Annotated in this window: 19 protein-coding genes; 14 read left to right on the plus strand and 5 right to left on the minus strand. The window is 72.6% G+C overall.

Annotated features, from left to right (window positions below; genetic code table 11):
* The first annotated feature begins 27 nt into the window (after positions 1–27).
* The 7 genes from coaD (at position 28) to ACN28F_RS19860 (ending at position 4,054) form a co-directional block, all read left to right on the plus strand.
* The gene (coaD, locus tag ACN28F_RS19830; RefSeq protein WP_289209386.1) at positions 28–528 is read left to right on the plus strand and encodes a pantetheine-phosphate adenylyltransferase; all 501 of its coding nucleotides are present in this window, start codon (positions 28–30) and stop codon (positions 526–528) included.
* Positions 529–549: 21 nt separating this feature from the next.
* Positions 550–804 carry a type II toxin-antitoxin system Phd/YefM family antitoxin gene (locus tag ACN28F_RS19835; protein WP_421359119.1) on the plus strand — a complete coding sequence of 85 codons (255 nt, stop codon included), beginning with the start codon at positions 550–552 and terminating at the stop codon, positions 802–804.
* A gap of 170 nt (positions 805–974) precedes the next feature.
* A complete protein-coding gene (locus tag ACN28F_RS19840) occupies positions 975–1,418 on the plus strand; it encodes a hypothetical protein (protein ID WP_289209387.1) in 444 nt (147 codons plus the stop codon).
* A gap of 303 nt (positions 1,419–1,721) precedes the next feature.
* Positions 1,722–2,615 (plus strand): hypothetical protein, encoded by an 894-nt coding sequence (locus tag ACN28F_RS19845; protein WP_421356786.1) that lies wholly within the window; start codon positions 1,722–1,724, stop codon positions 2,613–2,615.
* Entirely contained in the window at positions 2,612–2,992 is a 381-nt protein-coding gene (locus tag ACN28F_RS19850) for a GntR family transcriptional regulator (protein ID WP_421356787.1), read from the plus strand. Before ACN28F_RS19845 ends, ACN28F_RS19850 begins: the two co-directional genes overlap by 4 nt.
* 31 nt (positions 2,993–3,023) lie before the next feature.
* A complete protein-coding gene (locus tag ACN28F_RS19855) occupies positions 3,024–3,614 on the plus strand; it encodes a DinB family protein (protein ID WP_421356788.1) in 591 nt (196 codons plus the stop codon).
* A 56-nt stretch (positions 3,615–3,670) separates the two neighbouring features.
* On the plus strand, positions 3,671–4,054 hold the full coding sequence (locus tag ACN28F_RS19860; protein WP_421356789.1) for a nuclear transport factor 2 family protein: 384 nt from the start codon (positions 3,671–3,673) through the stop codon (positions 4,052–4,054).
* A gap of 7 nt (positions 4,055–4,061) precedes the next feature.
* Here the strand turns inward: ACN28F_RS19860 and ACN28F_RS19865 are convergent, their stop codons facing one another.
* Positions 4,062–4,664, minus strand: coding sequence for a YdeI/OmpD-associated family protein (locus ACN28F_RS19865; RefSeq protein WP_421356790.1), 603 nt, complete (start codon positions 4,662–4,664; stop codon positions 4,062–4,064).
* A gap of 65 nt (positions 4,665–4,729) precedes the next feature.
* On the opposite strand from ACN28F_RS19865, the gene ACN28F_RS19870 reads away from it, so the two are divergent.
* Both ACN28F_RS19870 and guaA read left to right on the plus strand, forming a co-directional pair.
* The gene (locus tag ACN28F_RS19870; RefSeq protein ID WP_421359121.1) at positions 4,730–6,370 is read left to right on the plus strand and encodes an FAD-dependent oxidoreductase; all 1,641 of its coding nucleotides are present in this window, start codon (positions 4,730–4,732) and stop codon (positions 6,368–6,370) included.
* Between the two features lie 57 nt (positions 6,371–6,427).
* A complete protein-coding gene (gene guaA, locus ACN28F_RS19875) occupies positions 6,428–7,981 on the plus strand; it encodes a glutamine-hydrolyzing GMP synthase (RefSeq protein ID WP_289209393.1) in 1,554 nt (517 codons plus the stop codon).
* Between the two features lie 9 nt (positions 7,982–7,990).
* On the opposite strand, the gene ACN28F_RS19880 is transcribed toward guaA, so the two are convergent.
* Positions 7,991–8,296: a PspC domain-containing protein gene (locus tag ACN28F_RS19880; RefSeq protein ID WP_289209394.1), complete on the minus strand. Its 306-nt coding sequence runs from the start codon at positions 8,294–8,296 to the stop codon at positions 7,991–7,993.
* A 169-nt stretch (positions 8,297–8,465) separates the two neighbouring features.
* Here ACN28F_RS19880 and ACN28F_RS19885 point away from each other — a divergent pair, with 169 nt between their 5' ends.
* From ACN28F_RS19885 to ACN28F_RS19895, 3 genes are all read left to right on the plus strand, one after another.
* A complete protein-coding gene (locus ACN28F_RS19885) occupies positions 8,466–9,413 on the plus strand; it encodes an NUDIX hydrolase (protein ID WP_289209395.1) in 948 nt (315 codons plus the stop codon).
* Positions 9,406–10,347: an NUDIX hydrolase gene (locus ACN28F_RS19890; RefSeq protein ID WP_289209396.1), complete on the plus strand. Its 942-nt coding sequence runs from the start codon at positions 9,406–9,408 to the stop codon at positions 10,345–10,347. Before ACN28F_RS19885 ends, ACN28F_RS19890 begins: the two co-directional genes overlap by 8 nt.
* 190 nt (positions 10,348–10,537) lie before the next feature.
* Positions 10,538–11,548 (plus strand): CDP-alcohol phosphatidyltransferase family protein, encoded by a 1,011-nt coding sequence (locus tag ACN28F_RS19895; RefSeq protein WP_421359124.1) that lies wholly within the window; start codon positions 10,538–10,540, stop codon positions 11,546–11,548.
* Between the two features lie 57 nt (positions 11,549–11,605).
* On the opposite strand, the gene ACN28F_RS19900 is transcribed toward ACN28F_RS19895, so the two are convergent.
* The 3 genes from ACN28F_RS19900 to ACN28F_RS19910 all read right to left on the minus strand — a co-directional run bounded on the left by ACN28F_RS19900 (position 11,606) and on the right by ACN28F_RS19910 (position 14,749).
* Positions 11,606–12,850 carry a phosphatidylserine decarboxylase gene (locus ACN28F_RS19900; protein ID WP_421359126.1) on the minus strand — a complete coding sequence of 415 codons (1,245 nt, stop codon included), beginning with the start codon at positions 12,848–12,850 and terminating at the stop codon, positions 11,606–11,608.
* Positions 12,851–12,929: 79 nt separating this feature from the next.
* Positions 12,930–13,232: a hypothetical protein gene (locus tag ACN28F_RS19905; protein WP_421359128.1), complete on the minus strand. Its 303-nt coding sequence runs from the start codon at positions 13,230–13,232 to the stop codon at positions 12,930–12,932.
* Positions 13,229–14,749, minus strand: coding sequence for a PspC domain-containing protein (locus tag ACN28F_RS19910; protein ID WP_421359130.1), 1,521 nt, complete (start codon positions 14,747–14,749; stop codon positions 13,229–13,231). Before ACN28F_RS19910 ends, ACN28F_RS19905 begins: the two co-directional genes overlap by 4 nt.
* Before the next feature lie 157 nt (positions 14,750–14,906).
* On the opposite strand from ACN28F_RS19910, the gene ACN28F_RS19915 reads away from it, so the two are divergent.
* A complete protein-coding gene (locus ACN28F_RS19915) occupies positions 14,907–16,172 on the plus strand; it encodes a PspC domain-containing protein (protein ID WP_421359132.1) in 1,266 nt (421 codons plus the stop codon).
* Positions 16,172–16,879: a LuxR C-terminal-related transcriptional regulator gene (locus ACN28F_RS19920; RefSeq protein WP_421359134.1), complete on the plus strand. Its 708-nt coding sequence runs from the start codon at positions 16,172–16,174 to the stop codon at positions 16,877–16,879. The genes ACN28F_RS19915 and ACN28F_RS19920 overlap by 1 nt, the downstream gene beginning before the upstream one ends.
* Positions 16,880–17,150 lie beyond the last annotated feature (271 nt).

Consider the following 17,150-nt stretch of genomic DNA (forward strand, 5'->3'; position numbering starts at 1 on the left):
TGATCGTGCCATGTGCTGGGGGTCGCGGTGACGGCCGCGTCGGATCGCGCGGCGGACCCGGTACGCGGTTCGCTGGCGGTCTATCCCGGTACGTTCGATCCGTTCACCTCGGGGCACCGTGACCTGGTGGCCCGTGCCCGGGTGATGTTCGACCGGATCGTCGTGCTGCTGGCGGTGAACGCCGGCAAGCACCCGACCTCTGAGGCCACCGCCAGGGCCGTCCGGGCGCGCGACGCTCTGCCGGCAGCCTGGGGCAACGTCGAGGTGGACACCTGGACCGGCCTGACCACTGACTATTGCCTGCGCCGCGGTGCCACGGTCATCGTTCGCGGCCTGCGTACGGTGGCCGACCTCGGCTACGAGTACCAGCTCGCTTCGATGAACGAGCGCCTCGGCGTGCAGACCGTCTGGTTGCCGTCCCGTCCGCAGCTGGCCGCGACGTCGTCGACGGCTGCACGGGCGTACCGCTCGGCGCAGTCGGCCCGTTCGTCGTACGACGCCGCCGAGAGTGACCTTCGCGCCGGGTAGCACATGTGCGACGGTGGGAACATGCGTGAGGTGGGGCTGCGGGAGATGCGGCAGAACGCCAGCGACCTGGTACGCCGGGCGCGGGGGGGGGGGGGCGAACGCGTGACGATTACCGTGGCGGGCCGACCGGCGGCCGTACTCGGCCCGGTCACTCCTCGAACCTGGCGCGAGTGGGACGACCTCGCCGGTCTGTTCGACCAACCCACCGACCCCGGATGGGCAGACGATCGAGATCTCCTCGACGACGCCGTCACCGATGCGTGGGCTGATCGGTGAGCCGAGGCATTCTCGACACCAGCGTCCAGGGCGTCCATCCGATTCCGTGCGTCGGGTGACCATCGCGCTCACCCGCGCGGCGCCAGGCGGCCCCGGACCACCATCGCTACGTCGGCCCCGGTCGGTCCGGGCTGTCGGTGATCCGAGAGCGGACAGGCTAGTTTGCTGGGATGAGTCTCCTCGATGAGGTCGCGGTCCGGGACGGTTGGCGATGCTGGGTGTGTGATGAGCCGGTCGACGCCGACAAGTCGGTGAACGACCCGCGTGGTCCCAGCGTCGACAGCCGTACCGCCGACAAGAAGGCCAAGGTCGTCGAGCGACTCGCGCACCGGGCCTGCAACACCCGCAAAGGCGCGGTCAAGGTGGTCATCGCCTGGCCGGACCGGCTGCGCGTGGTGGAGCCCGCACCCCTGATCGCCGTCGCCGAGCGGCTCGAACGCAAAGGTGGCCGGGAGCTGGTCGCCCGCTGCCCGAGCAGGAAGGACGCCCAGGAGGCGGCGGACTGGCTGGTCGACCGGTTCTCCCGGCTGGTGCCCGGACTGCCGGTGACCGCGAGCGTCGACGCGGGCGGTGGACAGTACCTCATCGCCCTGGCCGCCGGCCGCCGCCGCTGACCGCCTGCGGCTAGCCCCTACGGGAGCAGATCCCACAGCACCCCGAACCCGATCCTGGCGAAGGTGCCGGTCACGGCAACCAGAGCGAACGGGCCAACGATGTCGCGGTTCATGGTGCCCACCGGGGCCGGCGTCGGCTGCCGCCGACGCCGATCTGCCACCGGGTCCAGGACGTTTGTGGGCGGTGGCGGTGGCGGCGACACCGGCCGTGGCACTGGTCGGTTGTATCAAGCGGTTGACACAAGTTCCCGGCGTAGCCCACCATTCTTGTACCGTACGCTTGGTACAATCGAGGGAGTGCTCATGGGCGCAGTGACCGGCCTGGTGCTGTTGTTCGGCCTGGTGGCGTGCGCTTTGGCGGTAGTCGCGGCGGCCCTCGTGATGGGGCGGGCTCGCCGGCCGGCTGAAGCGGTCGCCGAGATCCCGAGGGCGGTCGCCCGACGTACCGCCATGCTGCGCTGGATCGGCGTGACCATCGGCATGCTCGTCGGCATCATCGCCGCCGGATCGGGTGACCTCGGCGTCGGGCTGCTACTGGCGGCCCCGCTGTTCGGGCTGTGCGCGCTCATCGGCGTACTCGCCGGGGAGCTGACGGTCCGACCACCGCACGGCCCGACGCGGACCGCCGCCCTCGAAGTCCGCCGCATCCGTGACTACCTGCCACGCCATCTCAGCCGAGTGGTCGCCGTGGCCGGCAGTGTGCTCCTGATCCTGGTCGCCGGCACGACGGCGGCCGGCGGCCCCGACGACATGGGACGTTCCGGACGCTGGCTGACCCGGCAGTGCACCCTCGAGATGAGCGAAAGCCGTGGCCCGTGGCCGGGCTCGTACTACACCGGCGGGCTGATGCTCGTCGTGCTGATCGGCCTGCTGATGGCGTACCTCGCCGTACGTACCATCGTCCGACGACCGCGATACGGCGGCGCCGACGAGGTGGCGGTCGACGACGCGCAACGCAGGCGCGCGGCCTACGTCGTCACCGGGGCGGTCGGCGTCCTCGTCGCCATCCCGCTCGCCGGCGTCAGCCTGACGGCGGCCAACGGCCTGCTCGGCATATCCTGTGCACCAATGTGGTGGACGATCACCGGCTGGTTCCTGCTTGCTCTGGCTTCTACGGCGCTCGCCATGGTGGGTTGGTCCGCCGCCGCGATCTTCCTTCCGACGGACCGAGCCGAACCGTTGGTGCGGACGCGATGACCGACCGTCCGGCGTTGACGGTGGTCACCGACGACCCCACTCCGCCCTACGAACAGCTGCGTCGCCAACTCGTCGAGCTGATCCGGTACGGCGTACTCGCCCCCGGTGATCGCCTTCCGCCCGTCCGGCAGCTCGCCGCCGACCTGGGGCTGGCCGCCGGCACGGTCGCCCGGACCTACCGGGAGCTCGAATCGGCCGGGGTGGTCGTCTCCCGGCGGGGCGGCGGCACCCGCGTCGCGGCCGCACCGCCCGCCGGGTCCGACCCGACCGGGGCGTTGCACGATCGCGCCGCCACGTACGTCCGTGAGGCACGTCTGCTCGGCGCGGACGATGATCAGATCGTGTCGGCGGTCGCCCGGGCGCTGGACAGCCGTTAGCGGATGCGCCGGATGGGGAAGACTGGCGGGCATGGCTGACCTGGACGATGCAAAAGCTGCGCTGCACCTCTATCTCCGGGGCATTCGCGAAGCTCTGATCTGGAAGCTCGACGGGCTGAGTGAACGCGAAGTCAGGCTGCCCCGCACTGCGACCGGCGCCAACTTGTTGGGCATCCTCAAGCACTGTCTCAATGTCGAAGCCGGCTACTTCGGGTCGACCTTCGGGCGCGAGTTTCCGACGCCCGACGAGTTGGTCCCCTTGGCGGCGTTCGACGAGGACCCGCAGGCCGACTGGTACGCGCGGGAGGACGAGACGAAGGCCGGGCTGATCGACCTCTATCATCGGGTCGGGGCGTTCGCGGATCAGACTATCGAGCAGCTGCCGCTCGATGCGCCGGGCCGGGTGGCGTGGTGGCGGCCAGCCGCCCAGACCGTGACGCTGCAACGGATCATCATCCACGTGACCTGCGACCTGGCCCGGCACGCCGGTCACGCGGACATCCTGCGTGAGCAGCACGACCGGGCGATCGGCCTGCGCCGGGACAACACCAACGTCCCCGACGACTACGACTGGCCGGCGTACGTCGCCAAGCTGACCAAGCTGGCTGACCGCTTCGGGTAGCCGGCTCGCGGACACCGCCCCGTCGATGTCAGTGGCCTGGTTTACGGTCTGCGGCCATGGACGACAACGTGCTGGCGCGACATGCCGCCAACGCCTACGTGGATCTCCTGGAGCGCCGTGACTGGCCGGGGTTCGCGGCCCTGTTCGCCGACGACGTGGTCTATGAAATGCCACAGACCCGGGAACGGATTCGCGGCAAGGATGCATTCTTGCGGTTCAACGTCGAGTATCCCGGTGACTGGCATCTGCGGGCACGACGAGTGATCGCCGAGGGTCGGTTCGCCGCGCTGTGGCTCGACGTACGGGTCGGCTCTGACCAGCAGGACGCGTGCGTCTGGCTGGAGACGTCCGAGCACGGACTGATCACCAGGATCGTCGACTACTGGCCCGAGCCGTACGATCCGCCGCAGGGCCGGGAACACCTTGTCGAGCGGTGGTGACAGCGCCCTACGGCGTGGGCGGTTTCGCTTTCTGCGGGTAGATCGTCTCGTGTCGGGCCAGCATGGCGACGAACTCGCCGATTTTCCGGACCCGGGTTTCCGCCCGCTTGACGCTGTTCAGCCGGTGGATGAGGGCGAAGCGATTGGTGCTGGTGAGGACGTCGAACATGGCTTGGGCGTCGGGCTCGGCGGCGATCGCGGCGAGCAGATCGGCCGGCGCCTGGGCTTCCGAGGGCGGCGCGTAGGCAGCGGCCCACCGTCCGTCTGCCTTCGCCGCCGCTACGGCGGCGCGGCCGGACGGCATCATCAGCCCCTGCGCCTCCAGCCGGGCCACGTGGGCCACGTTGCGCTGTGACCAGGAACTGCGTGCGCGTCGCGGGGTGTACCGGATCCAGGAGGTCTGCTCGTCCCGCTTGCGGGCCTGCCCGTCGATCCAGCCGAAGCACAGCGCCTCATCGACCGCCTGCTGCCAGGTCAACGTTGTGACGGTGCCGCCCTTGCGGGTCAGGGCGAGCCAGACCCCGGGCGACGTGGCGTGGTTGACCGACAACCAGGCGCGCAACGCCTCGGCGTCCGCGACGATCAACTCCTCCAGCTCCGCGCTGCCCATGGCGGCAGGCTATCCGGTGCGCCCGGCTGGTGACATGTTGGTTACCCACCGGTAATGATGGCGGGATGCGGTACGACGTGGTCGTGATCGGGTCCGGGTTCGGCGGCAGCGTCGCCGCGCTGCGGCTCGCCGAGAAGGGCTACTCGGTCCTGGTGCTGGAAGCCGGCCGCCGCTTCGCCGACCACGAGTTGCCGCGTACCTCCTGGCGGGTCCGCCGGTTCCTGTGGGCACCGGCGTTCGGCTGCTACGGCATCCAGCGGATCACCCTGCTGCGCTCGGCGGGCCGACAGCGCGCAGGCCGCGCACGCACGGGGGAGAACGGCGGACGGGCCGGCGTACTGGTGCTGTCCGGGGCCGGCGTCGGCGGCGGGTCGCTGGTCTACGCCAACACGCTGTACGAGCCGCCGGACGACTTCTACGCCGACCAGCAATGGGCAGGCATCACCGACTGGCGGGCCGAACTCGCCCCGCACTACGCCCGCGCCAGACAGATGCTCGGCGTCGTCGACTACCCGCGGACCACCGCCGCCGACGAGGTGATGCGGGCGGTCGCCGACCGGATGGGCGTCGGCGACACGTTCCGGTCCACCCCCGTGGCCGTCTACCTGGGCCGCCCCGGTGAGCGGGTCGCCGACCCGTACTTCGGTGGGGCCGGGCCGGAGCGGACCGGCTGTACGCACTGCGGGTCCTGCATGACCGGCTGCCGGGTCGGTGCGAAGAACTCGCTGCCGAAGAACTACCTGTGGTTCGCCGAACGGGCCGGAGCGCGGATCCGGCCGCTGACCACGGTCGTCGGGCTGCGGCCGGGTCCGGGCGGTGCCGGCTACCTGGTCGACGTACGGCGTACCGGTGCCTGGATCGGCGGCCGGGAGACGATCACCGCCGACCAGGTGGTGCTCGCCGCCGGGGCGCTCGGCACCCAACGGCTGCTGCACGCCGCCCGCGCCACCGGCGCGCTACCGCAGATCTCCCCCCGGATCGGCGCGCTGACCCGGACCAACTCGGAGGCGATCCTCGGCGCGGCGGTGCCCCGCCGGGCCGCCCGCCGCCGACGGCTGGACTTCACCGACGGGGTGGCGATCACCAGCTCGTTCCACCCGGAGCCGGGCACCCACGTCGAGCCGGTGCGCTACAGCCAGGGCTCCAACCTGATGGGTCTGCTGCAGTCGGCGCTGGTCGCCGGCGGGCCACGCCGGGTCCGCCGCTGGCTGGCCGCGCTGGCCGGCCGGCCCCGGGAAACGCTGCGGCTGCTGTCGGTGCGGGACTGGTCGCGGCGCACCATCGTGGCGCTGGTGATGCAGTCGGTGGACAACTCGCTGACCACGTACCACCGGCGCGGCCGGCTGGTCGCCGGGCACGGGCACGGCGAGCCGAACCCGAGCTGGATCCCGGCCGGTCACCGGGCGGTCCGGCTGCTCGCCGACGAGATCGGCGGCATCCCGGGCGGGGCGGTGACCGAGCCGTTCGACGTGCCGATGACCGCGCACATCCTGGGCGGGGCGGTGATCGGGGCCACCAGCGCGGACGGCGTCGTCGACCCGTACCACCGGGTCTTTGGTTGTCCGGGCCTGCACGTGGTCGACGGCGCGGCGGTCCCGGCGAACCTGGGGGTGAATCCGTCGCTGACCATCGTCGCGCTCGCCGAGCGGGCGATGGCCCACTGGCCGGTCAAGGGTGAGCCGGACCACCGCCCGCCGGCCAGTTGACATCCTGACCTGAACCATCGTCGGGACGGCCCGGCGGCGGTCGGTAGGCTCCGGGGCATGAGCACGCCGCGCCCGGTCCTGGTGGTCGACTTCGGAGCCCAGTACGCCCAGCTGATCGCCCGCCGGGTGCGGGAGGCCAAGGTCTACTCGGAGATCGTCCCGCACGACATGCCGGTGGCCGAGATGCTGGCCAAGGAGCCGGCCGCGATCATCCTGTCCGGCGGTCCGGCCAGCGTCTACGCCGACGGTGCCCCGCAGGTCGATCCGAAGCTGTTCGACGGCGGGGTGCCGGTCTTCGGCATCTGCTACGGCTTCCAGGCGATGGCGCTGGCGCTCGGTGGCACGGTCGCGCACACCGGCAACCGCGAGTACGGCGGCACCCCGCTGGCCGCCCGCCCCGACGCCGGGGTGCTGCTGCGGGAGTTGCCGACCGAGATCCCGGTGTGGATGAGTCACGGTGACTGCGTGACCGCCGCGCCGGAGGGTTTCGTGGTGACGGCCGGGTCGGCCGGCGCGCCGGTCGCCGCGTTCGAGGATCTCGCCGGTCGGCGGGCCGGGGTGCAGTTCCACCCGGAGGTGGCGCACACCGCGCACGGCCAGTTGATGCTGACCCGGTTCCTGTACGACATCGCCGGTATCGAGCCGACCTGGACGCCGCAGAACATCATCGACGAGCAGGTGGCCCGGATCCGCGAGCAGGTCGGCGACAAGGAGGTCATCTGCGGGCTCTCCGGCGGGGTCGACTCGGCGGTCGCCGCCGCCCTGGTGCACCGGGCCGTCGGTGACCAGCTGACCTGCGTCTTCGTCGATCACGGGCTGCTGCGGGCCGGTGAGGCCGAGCAGGTCGAGTCGGACTACGTCGCGGCGACCGGGATCAAGCTGAAGGTGGTCGACGCCGCCGACCGGTTCCTTGGCGCGTTGGCCGGGGTGACCGACCCGGAGCAGAAGCGCAAGATCATCGGCCGGGAGTTCATCCGGGTCTTCGAGGCGGCGGCCCGTGAGGTGGCCGCCGCCGGGGACGTGGAGTTCCTGGTGCAGGGCACCCTCTACCCGGACGTGGTGGAGTCCGGTGGCGGCACCGGCACCGCCAACATCAAGTCGCACCACAACGTCGGCGGCCTCCCGGACGACCTGCAGTTCGCCCTGGTCGAGCCGCTGCGCACGCTGTTCAAGGACGAGGTACGGGCGCTCGGCCTGCAGCTCGGGCTGCCGGAGGCGATGGTCTGGCGGCACCCGTTCCCCGGCCCGGGTCTGGCGATCCGGATCATCGGGGCGGTCGACCGGCAGCGCCTGGACCTGCTGCGCGCCGCCGATCTGATTGCCCGCGAGGAGCTGACCGCCGCCGGGCTGGACCGCGACGTCTGGCAGTTCCCGGTGGTGCTGCTCGCCGACGTCCGCAGCGTCGGGGTGCAGGGCGACGGGCGTACCTACGGCCACCCGGTGGTGCTGCGTCCGGTGTCCAGCGAGGACGCGATGACCGCTGACTGGTCCCGGCTGCCGTACGAGGTGATCGGCCGGATCTCCACCCGGATCACCAACGAGGTGGCCGAGGTGAACCGGGTGGTGCTGGACGTGACCAGCAAGCCGCCGGGCACCATCGAGTGGGAGTGAGCTGACCGGTCAGTTGGTGGGAGCGGCCGGGTGCGGTTGGGCCGGCGTGGGGCCGGGCCGGGTCGCGGTGCTGTCGGGCCAGGCGGGTGCGTTCGGCGGCTCCTGCGGCATCAGGAACCAGATCACCGGGTAGGTGAGCGCGGCCAGGCCGCCGGTCAGCACGGTGGCCACCGCGAAGATCACCCGGACCAGGGTCGGGTCGGTGCCGAAGTAGCGGCCGAGGCCGCTGGCCACCCCGGCGATCATGCGGTCCGTGGTAGGTCGCCGAAGCTGCTTGTACGGGGCCTGAGCTGCGCCGGTGTCGTGTGTCGTCATGCTTCCACGGTCCGCGCGCCGGCCCCTGGCGACCTCGGTGACCGCCCGGATCATTACCCTGATCTGCCCCGGATTGCGGCTCTAGGTAGTCAAGTAGTTACCTAGAATACTGTCGCCAATCTGACAGTTTTTTCCGGCGAGCGTCCACCGACGGGCAGAATTCGGACTCGTGACCCCCGCCCTGGAGCCGCTGCGCCGGATCGCGGCATACGCTGTCTGTGTCGACTCGGAGGACCGGTTTCTGCTGGTCCGAGCCTCTCCGCGCTCCGGTACCCCCGGGGTGTGGTCGCTGCCCGGTGGGGCCGTGGACCACGGGGAGGACCCCTACAACACCGTCGTTCGGGAAACCGCCGCCGAAACCGGCATTTCGGTCGCGGTCACCGGACTGCGTGACGTGCTCGCCGACATGCGCTCGCTGCCCCGGCGCGGCATCACGCTGCACACCGACCGGCTGATCTACGAGGCCGCCGTACGGGGTGGACAGCTCTGTCACCGGATCAACCAACCCACCGACCTGGCCCGCTGGTGCAGCCTGGACGACGCCAAGCAGCTGCCGCTGCGGCCGTTCACCGCCAGCGCCCTCGGCCTGCCGCCGGAGAGCATCGACCTGCGGCCGGACACCGCACCGGACTTCCCGTCGTTCTACGCCGTACCGGGCCCGGACGGGCTGCACCGGGCGCAACGGTTCGCCGCGTACGCGGTCGCCACCGACCCGGCCCGGCGGGTCCTGCTGACCCGGATCGCCCCCGGATACCCCGGTGCCGGTCGCTGGCACCTGCCCGGCGGCGGCACCGACTACGGCGAGCAGCCCGGCACCGCGCTGATCCGGGAACTCGTCGAGGAGACCGGCCAGCGGGGCCGGCTGATCCGGCTGCTCGGGGTGGCCAGTCACCGCGACGCCGCCTCGCTCGGCCCGGAGGGCTACCCGATCGACTGGCACGGCGTACGGGCCTTCTACGAGGTCGCGGTCGACCGGCCGACCCTGCCGATCGTCACCGACATCGGCGGGTCGACGTCGGAGGCCCGCTGGTTCACCCCCACCGACCTGGCCGCCATGCCGTCGGCGGAGCTCACCGAGGTGACCGCCGAGGCGGTCGGCGCGGCCCGACTTGTCTGACGGGACGACCGGTCGGGAGCGGCGGATCGGGGCGTACGGCGTGTGCCACGACGCCGCCGGGCGGCTGCTGATGGTCCGCGCCTCTGCGCGGACCGCAGTGCCCGGCTGGTGGCAGATCCCCGGCGGCGGCGTACGGCAGGGTGAGGACCCGGCCGCCGCCGTCGTCCGCGAGTTCGCCGAGGAGACCGGGCTGACCGCCCGGATCGTCGACCTGGTCGCCGTCAGCGCGGACGTCGGGCCGGACCCGGGCTCCGGCCGGCTGCGGCACACCGACCGGATCGTCTACCGGATCGCGGTCGACGACGCGCCGCTGCGGGCGGAGTCGGCCGGTGGCACCGACCAGGTCGCCTGCCTGCCCGACGAGCAGCTCCGGAAGGTCCCGGTGCTGCCCTGGTGCGCCCGGCTGCTCGACCTGCCGCAGCGGGACCTGCCGGCGCTGGCGGCGGCCATGCGGCCGGCAGCCGGTGACCCGGACGTCCGGCGCCGTAGGCATCAGCGGTTCGGTGCGTACGGCGTGGTGACCGACCCGGCCGGCCGACTCCTGCTGACCCGGACCGCCCCCGGCTACCCCGGTGCCGGCCGGTGGCACCTGCCCGGCGGCGGCACCGACTTCGGCGAGCAGCCGGCCGACGGGCTGGTCCGGGAGATCGTCGAGGAGACCGGGCAGGACGGGCGGGTCGGCGCGTTGCTCGCCGTCCGGCACCATCATGATCCGGCCGCGCTCGGGCCGGAGGGCCATCCGGTGGACTGGCACGTGGTGCAGGTGCTCTACCGGGTACGGGTGGACCGGCCGAGCGCCGCGCGGGTCACCGAGGCCGCCGGCGGTTCGACCGGCGCGGCCGGCTGGTTCACCCCGGTCGAGGCGACGACCCTGCCGCTGACCGTGCTCGCCGGCGAGGCGGTGCGGGGTCTGGCGGCCGACGACGGACGGTGATCCCCGGCGGGGCCGAGGGTGCTTGCGCCAGCTAGCGAAAACGCGAACAGGTGTCCGGTTTACCCGGGGCGAATCGGTATGATCCAGACTGATCTCTCGCCAACCCGCGTCGGCTGTGCAATGGTGTAGGCCGCATAATCGGGCGTCCGTCGCGACCGCGACGCACGACCGACCGATGATGGAGGGATCCGTGGCGAGAGCCCCGTGGCGGCGGCGGCGTACGACCGACAGTCCTCGACCGGCAGGACGTCGATGGGCCGGACCGCTGCGTCGCAGCGGCACCTTCGCCCGACAGGTGCTCCTGGTCCGGGTCGGCCGGCGCGGCCGGGACCACCGGTCGACCAGACCGGTGGTGGAGTCGGGCGGCTGGCTCGACGTCGACCCGTTGACGGCGGCGGAGATCGCCGCGATCGCCCCGGTGAGCCCGGCCGTCGGCCCGGTGCGGTCACCGGACGCGTCGCTGCGTCCCGCGACCGGGTCCGTCGACGGGGTCGACGACACGACGGTCTCCGTACCGCTGTTGCCCGGGGACCCGACCCTGGCCCGCCGGGCCAGCTTCGTGCTGGTCAACGCGACCACCCTGACCAGCCTGACGCTCGGCCTCGCCGCGATCTTCCTGGCGATGGAGGGCGACATCCGGCTGGCCGCCTTCTGCCTCGTCGCATGTGTCGTCTTCGACGGCCTCGACGGGGCGCTGGCCCGCCGCCTCGGCGTCGCCAGCCCGTTCGGTGCGCAGATGGACTCGCTGGCCGACATGTGCTCGTTCGGCCTGGCCGCCCCGGTCGTCGTCTACGCCTCGCTGGCCGGCACGGTCGCCACCCCGGCGGCCGCTGTCGCCTGCGCGCTCGTCGCCTCCTGCGCCGCGATCCGCCTCGCCCGGTTCAACGTCTGTGCCAAGGACGGCGGATTCTTCACCGGCATCCCGACCACCCTGGCCGCCGCCGTGCTCGGCATCGGCGTACTGATCGAGGTGCCGATGCCCGGCGGCGCCCAGCTCGCCGTCGTCGCGCTGCTGGCCTTCGCGATGGTCTCCAGCTTCCCGTACGTCAAACTCGCCCGGCTGTTGAAGCTGCCGCCGTGGGTGTGGGCGGTGCCGGTGGTCGGTGCGCTGATCGACGTACGGTTGACCTTCGGGCTGATCGTGCTCGCGTACCTCGGCAGCGGGCCGCTGCTCTGGCTGCACCGCCGCCGGGCGATCTGAGCGCAGCTGACCGGCGTGTGCCCCGGTCAGCGCCAACAGGAGCCGCGTGTGCCCCGGTCAGCGCCAGCGGGCGATGACCGAGGCGCCACCGGCGACCCGGTCACCCGGGCCGACCAGGGCGTCGACGGACTCGGCCGGCAGGTAGACGTCGGTGCGCGAGCCGAACCGGATGAGCCCGAACCGCTCGCCCTTGGCCAGCAGCGCGCCGACCGGGGCCCGGTGCACGATCCGCCGCGCCACCATCCCGGTTCGCTGCGCGACGACCACCCGGCCGTGCGAGGTCTCCAGCACGGTGTACGCCGCCACGTTGTGCTCGGCCGCCGGCTTCATCGCGGCGGCGAACCCGCCGTCGACGACGAAGTGGTCGACCACCCGCCCGGCCACCGGGGACCGGTTGACGTGCACGTCCAGCACCGACAGGAAGACCGCGATCCGGAGGAACTCGGTCGCGCCCAGCCGCTCGTCCCGGACCCGTTCGACCGACAACACCCGGCCGTCGCTGGCCGCCACCACCGCCGCCGGGTCCTGCGGCACGTCGCGTTGCGGGTCGCGGAAGAACGCGGCGACCGGGGCCGCCGCCAGGGCCGGCAGCAGCCACAGCCGGCTCTTCGGCCTGGCCAGCCGGGTCGCGGCGGCCAGTCCGAGGGCGATCGCGGCGGCCGCGACACCGTTGGAATCGATGTGCATGTCCCGGGTCAGCGGCACGCTGCTGGTCCGGTACAGCGGCCCGAGCCGGTCGGCCCGCGCGACCTGGGCGCTCGCGAAGCGCAGCCGGTGGACCCGCAGCGGCGGGGCGTTGCGCAGCACCAGGTCACTGCCGCTGCCGAACAACGCGGCCTGCCGGTCCAGCTCGGCGGCGGCACCGGCGGAGCCGCCGGGCAGCGCGGGTGCCGCCACCGTCAGTACGCCGCCGTCGGCCAGGTACTTGGTGTACCCGTCGACGGCCGCCCGGGCCTCGTCGCCGGTGCCGGTCAGGACCGACCCGACGATCAGGAGCTCGGCCGGGTCGGCGGTGGACAGCGAGTCCACCACCCGGACCCGGTCGGCCACCCAGCGGCCGTGCACGGCGATCTCCGTACGCAGTCTGGCGGCCTGTCCGGCGTCGGCCGGCACCACGGTGAGGGTGTCGCCGGGCAGCAGCGCGTCGATCGCGGCACCGAGGACGGCGGATCCGGCTGTCGCGTCCACCAGCAGTGCGTGCTTCTCCGCGTTGTCCCGGGCGAGTTCGGCGGTGAGTGCCCGGGCGGCACGGTCACCGATGCCCACGGTGGCGGCTGCGGACGGGACAGGGGCGTCAGACATGTCGGGCGGGCTCCTTGCGGCGGTGATGGCGGGGCGCGAAGCCCAGCATAGGTGCCGGCCCGACACCCCGCAGCGGCCGTCAACCGCGTGGCGGACCGGGCAGGTCGCTCAGCTCGGTGAGGGTCGGCGCGTCGCTGTCGTCCCCGTTCTGCGGTGTGCCGGTCGGTTCGTCGGTCTGCCGTGTGTCGGCGCGGTCGCCCCGGCCCGAGCGCAGCGCGCCGACCAGGCCGAGGACGCCGATCAGGATCAGACCACCGGCGACCACCCAGCCGACCTGCGGGAGCGGGACGTCGACCAGGCGGGAGACCAGCCACCAGCCGGCGACCAGGCTGAAGATCAACCCGAAGGTGAGGGACACTGCGTCGGTACGGTGCCGTTTCATCGGACCACCTCCAGGTCGCCGGCCGCTACCTTGACACGCAGGGTGAGTTCGCCGCCGCCGGCGCCGTCGTCGCCGAGATCGGAGATCACCCGGGGGGACTGGTCGAACCCGCTCCACCGTTGGCCGAGCACCACGGCCTCACCGGCCTTCACATCGGCCTCGGCCCGCACGTCCACCTCCGGCGGCAGCTGCACCAGCAGCGTGCCGAGCCCGAGCGTCACCGTCACCTCCGTCTGCCGGTCGGTGAAGTCGACGTCGCGCAGGTCGAGAACGGCGTCGCCGAACGTCGTCTCGTACCGGTAGGCCAGCTGGTCGTAGTCGGCCGGCTGCCAGTACACCGCCTGGGTGTCGGTCGCGGTGACCGACTCGGCCAGGCTGGAGATGCCGACCGCCGCACTGGCCACCAGCCCCAGCGCGATCAGCCACCGGGCCCGGCCGAACCAGGCGCCGACCAGCAGACCGACCGCGATCGTGGCGAGGACCGCCGCGAAGTAGGCCGACGGGGGGGTCGCGGCCACGTCGGTGAGGTCGATCACGGCGACCACACCCAGCACCACGAAGATCATCGAGAAGGTGACGGTGCCGAGTCGGGACCGCACCTTCGGCGGTGGTGGCGGCACTGGCGCCGGTGGCTGCGGTGGCGGTGGCGGCACCGGGCCGTACGGCGACGGGCGGGTCGCGTACGGCCCGTAAGGGGCGAACGGTGCCCGGTAGCCGGCGGCGGGCGCGGCGCCGGCCCCGCCGGGCGCCGACGGATACGCCGGCACCGGGGCCGCCGGCACCGGGTAGGACGTCGGGTAGGGCGCCGGGGCCGGGAAACCCGACGGGGGGTACGGGGTGGCGGCTGCGGCCATCGGTGCCGACTGGGCCGGTTCGGGGGCCCCACCGGGGTACGGGGCCGGTGCCGGGCCGCCCTGGTGGGCGTTGCGGTTGAGCAGCAGCACCCCACCGATCAGCACCGCCGAGCCGAGCAGCACGGCGCGGAACCCGTCGGTGACGATGAAGGCGAACATCACTGCGGCCAGGATGCCGAGAATCAGTACGGTCACCGGCGACATGCTCGACCGACCCCGGCCCAGCAGCCCCTCCACCGGGGAGGTGTCGTCCCCCTCACTCGGCGTGCCCAGCCAGACCACCAGGTAGACCAGGATGCCGATGCCGCCGAAGAAGCCGAGGACGGCCAGCAGCACCCGCCACAGGACGGGGTCGGTGTTGGTGGCCCGCCCGATCGCCCCGCAGACTCCGGCCAGGTAGCGGCCCTGCCGCGGCCGGACGAGCCCGTACCGCTGGGTGAAGGCCCCGGGCGGCGGACCCCAGGCCGACCCGCCACCGGGCGGTTCGGCGGTCGGCGGCGGGTCACTGGCGGGCGGCGGTTCGGCGGTCGGCGGCGGGTCACTGGCGGGCGGCGGTCCGGCCGCCGAGGGCTCGTCCCGTGACGGGTCACCGGCGGGTGGCGGACCGGGCGGCGGGCCCGGTGGCGGCACCGGACCGGGCGGCGTGGTCGGGTCGTCGGTCATAGGGTGATCCTGCGCGTCCGGCCGCCCGGCATGCCTCGGGATTCGACCCTGAGCGCACCCTGAGATCCGATGCCACCGGGTCTCCGGGTCGTCCCCGTGGTCCGGGCGGTGTCCGACGTGTGACGATCGAAGCGCCGCCGCGGCCGCGGCGGCGTCCGTGCCGTCCCGGGAGGCCGAGATCACCACCGCGATCGAGCCACCACGGCTGTACCGCTCCCGTGAGCAGCGGGTGGTGGCCGGCGTGGCTGCCGGGATCGCACAGCATCTGCGCCTGCCGCTGGTCGGCGTCCGGGCGGCGTTCGTCGTACTGATCGGCTTCAGCGGGCTCGGGGTGCTGCTCTACGCGGCGTTCTGGGCCGTCGTCCCGCCGGCCAGCAACGGTCAGCCCCGCCGGCGGGACCTGGTCGAGCTGCTGCCGTTCGTCGCGATCGGCCTCGGCGTCATCCTGATCCAGGCGTTGGTCTTCGCCTCCAGCGGGATCGGCACCACCGCCGGCTGGCTGGTCGCGATCGTCGCGGTCGGGGCCGGCGTGATCTGGCACGACGCCGCTCCGGAACGGCGCCGGGCGTGGAGCGAGACGTTGCCGCAGGTGCCCTGGCTCGGGGCGGTCGTCGAGGAGAGCGACCGGCGGGCCTTCCTGCTGCGGTTCATCGGCGGTGGGCTGCTCGTCGCGGTCGGCGTGATCGGCGTGGTGGCGGTGTACACGCCGCAGGGCAACTCCGCCGCCGTCCTCAACGGGGTGATCTTCGCCCTGGTGGGGCTGGCCGGGGTCGGGGTGGTGACCGCGCCGGTGCTGTGGCGGACCTTCAACCAGCTGCGGGCCGAACGCGAGGGCCGGGTCCGCGAGCAGGAGCGGGCCGAGCTGGCCGCGATGATCCACGACCAGGTGCTGCACACCCTGGCGTTGATCCAGCGCAACGCCGCCGACCCGAAGGCCGTGCAGCGGCTGGCCCGTGGTCAGGAACGGTCGCTGCGCAACTGGCTGTACAAGCCGACGGCGTCGCCGACGGAACGGTTCGCGGCCGCGTTGGAGCAGGCGGCGGCCGAGGTCGAGGACACCTACGGGCTCAGCGTCGAGGCGGTGGTGGTGGGTGACCGGGGCACTGACGAGCGGGTCGGCGCCCTGGTCGCGGCGACGAGGGAGGCGCTGGTCAACGCGGCCCGGCACGCCGGGGTGCAGACCGTCTCGCTGTACGCCGAGGCCGAACCCGAGCAGCTCAGCGTCTTCGTCCGGGACCGGGGCGCCGGCTTCGACCCGGCGCAGGTCGAGGATCATCGGCACGGGGTGCGTGGCTCGATCGTCGGGCGGATGCGTCGACACGGCGGCCGGGCGGAGATTCTCAGCGCGCCGGGGGAGGGCACCGAGGTCCGGCTGATCCTTCCGGTCGGTCCGGAGACCCCGACAGGAGAGGACGAACAGTGATGGACGAGCCGGGCGGTCTTCCGACGGCGGGCGGTGAGCCGGACACCTCCGACGGGCGGCGACTGCGGGTCTTCCTCGTGGACGACCACGCGATGTTCCGGGCCGGCGTACGCGCCGAGCTGGGGGCGCACGTGGAGGTGATCGGCGAGGCCGCCACGGTCGCCGAGGCGGTCAGCCGGATCGCGGCGACGGCACCGGACGTGGTGCTGCTCGACGTACACATGCCGGACGGTGGCGGACGGGCGGTGCTCGACGCGGTCCTGCGAGGTCCGGGTGCCGGTCGCTCGTCGGTGCGGTTCCTGGCGTTGAGTGTGTCCGACGCGGCCGAGGACGTGATCGGGCTGATCCGGGCCGGAGCCCGCGGCTACGTCACCAAGACGATCTCCCCGGAGGACCTGGCGGCGGCGATCCACCGGGTCGCCGACGGCGACGCGGTGTTCAGCCCTCGACTGGCCGGGTTCGTGCTGGACGCCTTCGCGGCCCGGCCGGACGCCCCGGTGGTGGACCCGGAGCTGGACCAGCTGACCAACCGGGAGCGCGAGGTGTTGCGGCTGCTGGCCCGGGGGTACGCGTACAAGGAGATCGCCAAGGAGCTCTTCATCTCGATCAAGACGGTCGAGACCCACGTGTCGAACGTGCTGCGGAAGCTGCAGATGTCAAACCGGTACGAACTGTCCAGATGGGCAGCAGACCGGCGGTTGATCTGACCGCCAGTGGACTTGCTCTATCTCCCGGATGATGGGAACCTGATGGCGCCACGGATGTGGGGTGGCGGTCTACTCCGGCTGGTCCGACCCGTCGGGGTGGCGCTACTGCGGACTTGCGTTAACGCCGGGGTTACAATCTCGCAATTGTCGCCAATCCGGCATTCGGACACCCCGGGCGAGCGGTGACGGAAAGTATTAACTTGACATCCGAGAGTCACGGAGGGTGGCGGGGAAGGTCACAGCAGGGCGTCCCTACTCTCCGGTAATTGGG

This window comes from Solwaraspora sp. WMMA2101 (assembly GCF_049179175.1).
In the GTDB taxonomy this organism is placed as follows: Bacteria; Actinomycetota; Actinomycetes; order Mycobacteriales; family Micromonosporaceae; genus Micromonospora_E.

What these genes read in the sequence shown, in the direction of transcription:
- ACN28F_RS19860 (WP_421356789.1), top strand. Translation starts at nt 3,671, where the DNA reads ATGGACGACAACGTGCTGGCGCGACATGCCGCCAACGCCTACGTGGAT.
- ACN28F_RS19865 (WP_421356790.1), bottom strand. Translation starts at nt 4,664, where the DNA reads ATGGGCAGCGCGGAGCTGGAGGAGTTGATCGTCGCGGACGCCGAGGCG.
- ACN28F_RS19845 (WP_421356786.1), top strand. Translation starts at nt 1,722, where the DNA reads ATGGGCGCAGTGACCGGCCTGGTGCTGTTGTTCGGCCTGGTGGCGTGC.
- ACN28F_RS19840 (WP_289209387.1), top strand. Translation starts at nt 975, where the DNA reads ATGAGTCTCCTCGATGAGGTCGCGGTCCGGGACGGTTGGCGATGCTGG.
- ACN28F_RS19910 (WP_421359130.1), bottom strand. Translation starts at nt 14,749, where the DNA reads ATGACCGACGACCCGACCACGCCGCCCGGTCCGGTGCCGCCACCGGGC.
- ACN28F_RS19850 (WP_421356787.1), top strand. Translation starts at nt 2,612, where the DNA reads ATGACCGACCGTCCGGCGTTGACGGTGGTCACCGACGACCCCACTCCG.
- ACN28F_RS19920 (WP_421359134.1), top strand. Translation starts at nt 16,172, where the DNA reads ATGGACGAGCCGGGCGGTCTTCCGACGGCGGGCGGTGAGCCGGACACC.
- ACN28F_RS19900 (WP_421359126.1), bottom strand. Translation starts at nt 12,850, where the DNA reads ATGTCTGACGCCCCTGTCCCGTCCGCAGCCGCCACCGTGGGCATCGGT.
- ACN28F_RS19855 (WP_421356788.1), top strand. Translation starts at nt 3,024, where the DNA reads ATGGCTGACCTGGACGATGCAAAAGCTGCGCTGCACCTCTATCTCCGG.
- ACN28F_RS19880 (WP_289209394.1), bottom strand. Translation starts at nt 8,296, where the DNA reads ATGACGACACACGACACCGGCGCAGCTCAGGCCCCGTACAAGCAGCTT.
- ACN28F_RS19835 (WP_421359119.1), top strand. Translation starts at nt 550, where the DNA reads ATGCGTGAGGTGGGGCTGCGGGAGATGCGGCAGAACGCCAGCGACCTG.
- guaA (WP_289209393.1), top strand. Translation starts at nt 6,428, where the DNA reads ATGAGCACGCCGCGCCCGGTCCTGGTGGTCGACTTCGGAGCCCAGTAC.
- ACN28F_RS19870 (WP_421359121.1), top strand. Translation starts at nt 4,730, where the DNA reads ATGCGGTACGACGTGGTCGTGATCGGGTCCGGGTTCGGCGGCAGCGTC.
- ACN28F_RS19905 (WP_421359128.1), bottom strand. Translation starts at nt 13,232, where the DNA reads ATGAAACGGCACCGTACCGACGCAGTGTCCCTCACCTTCGGGTTGATC.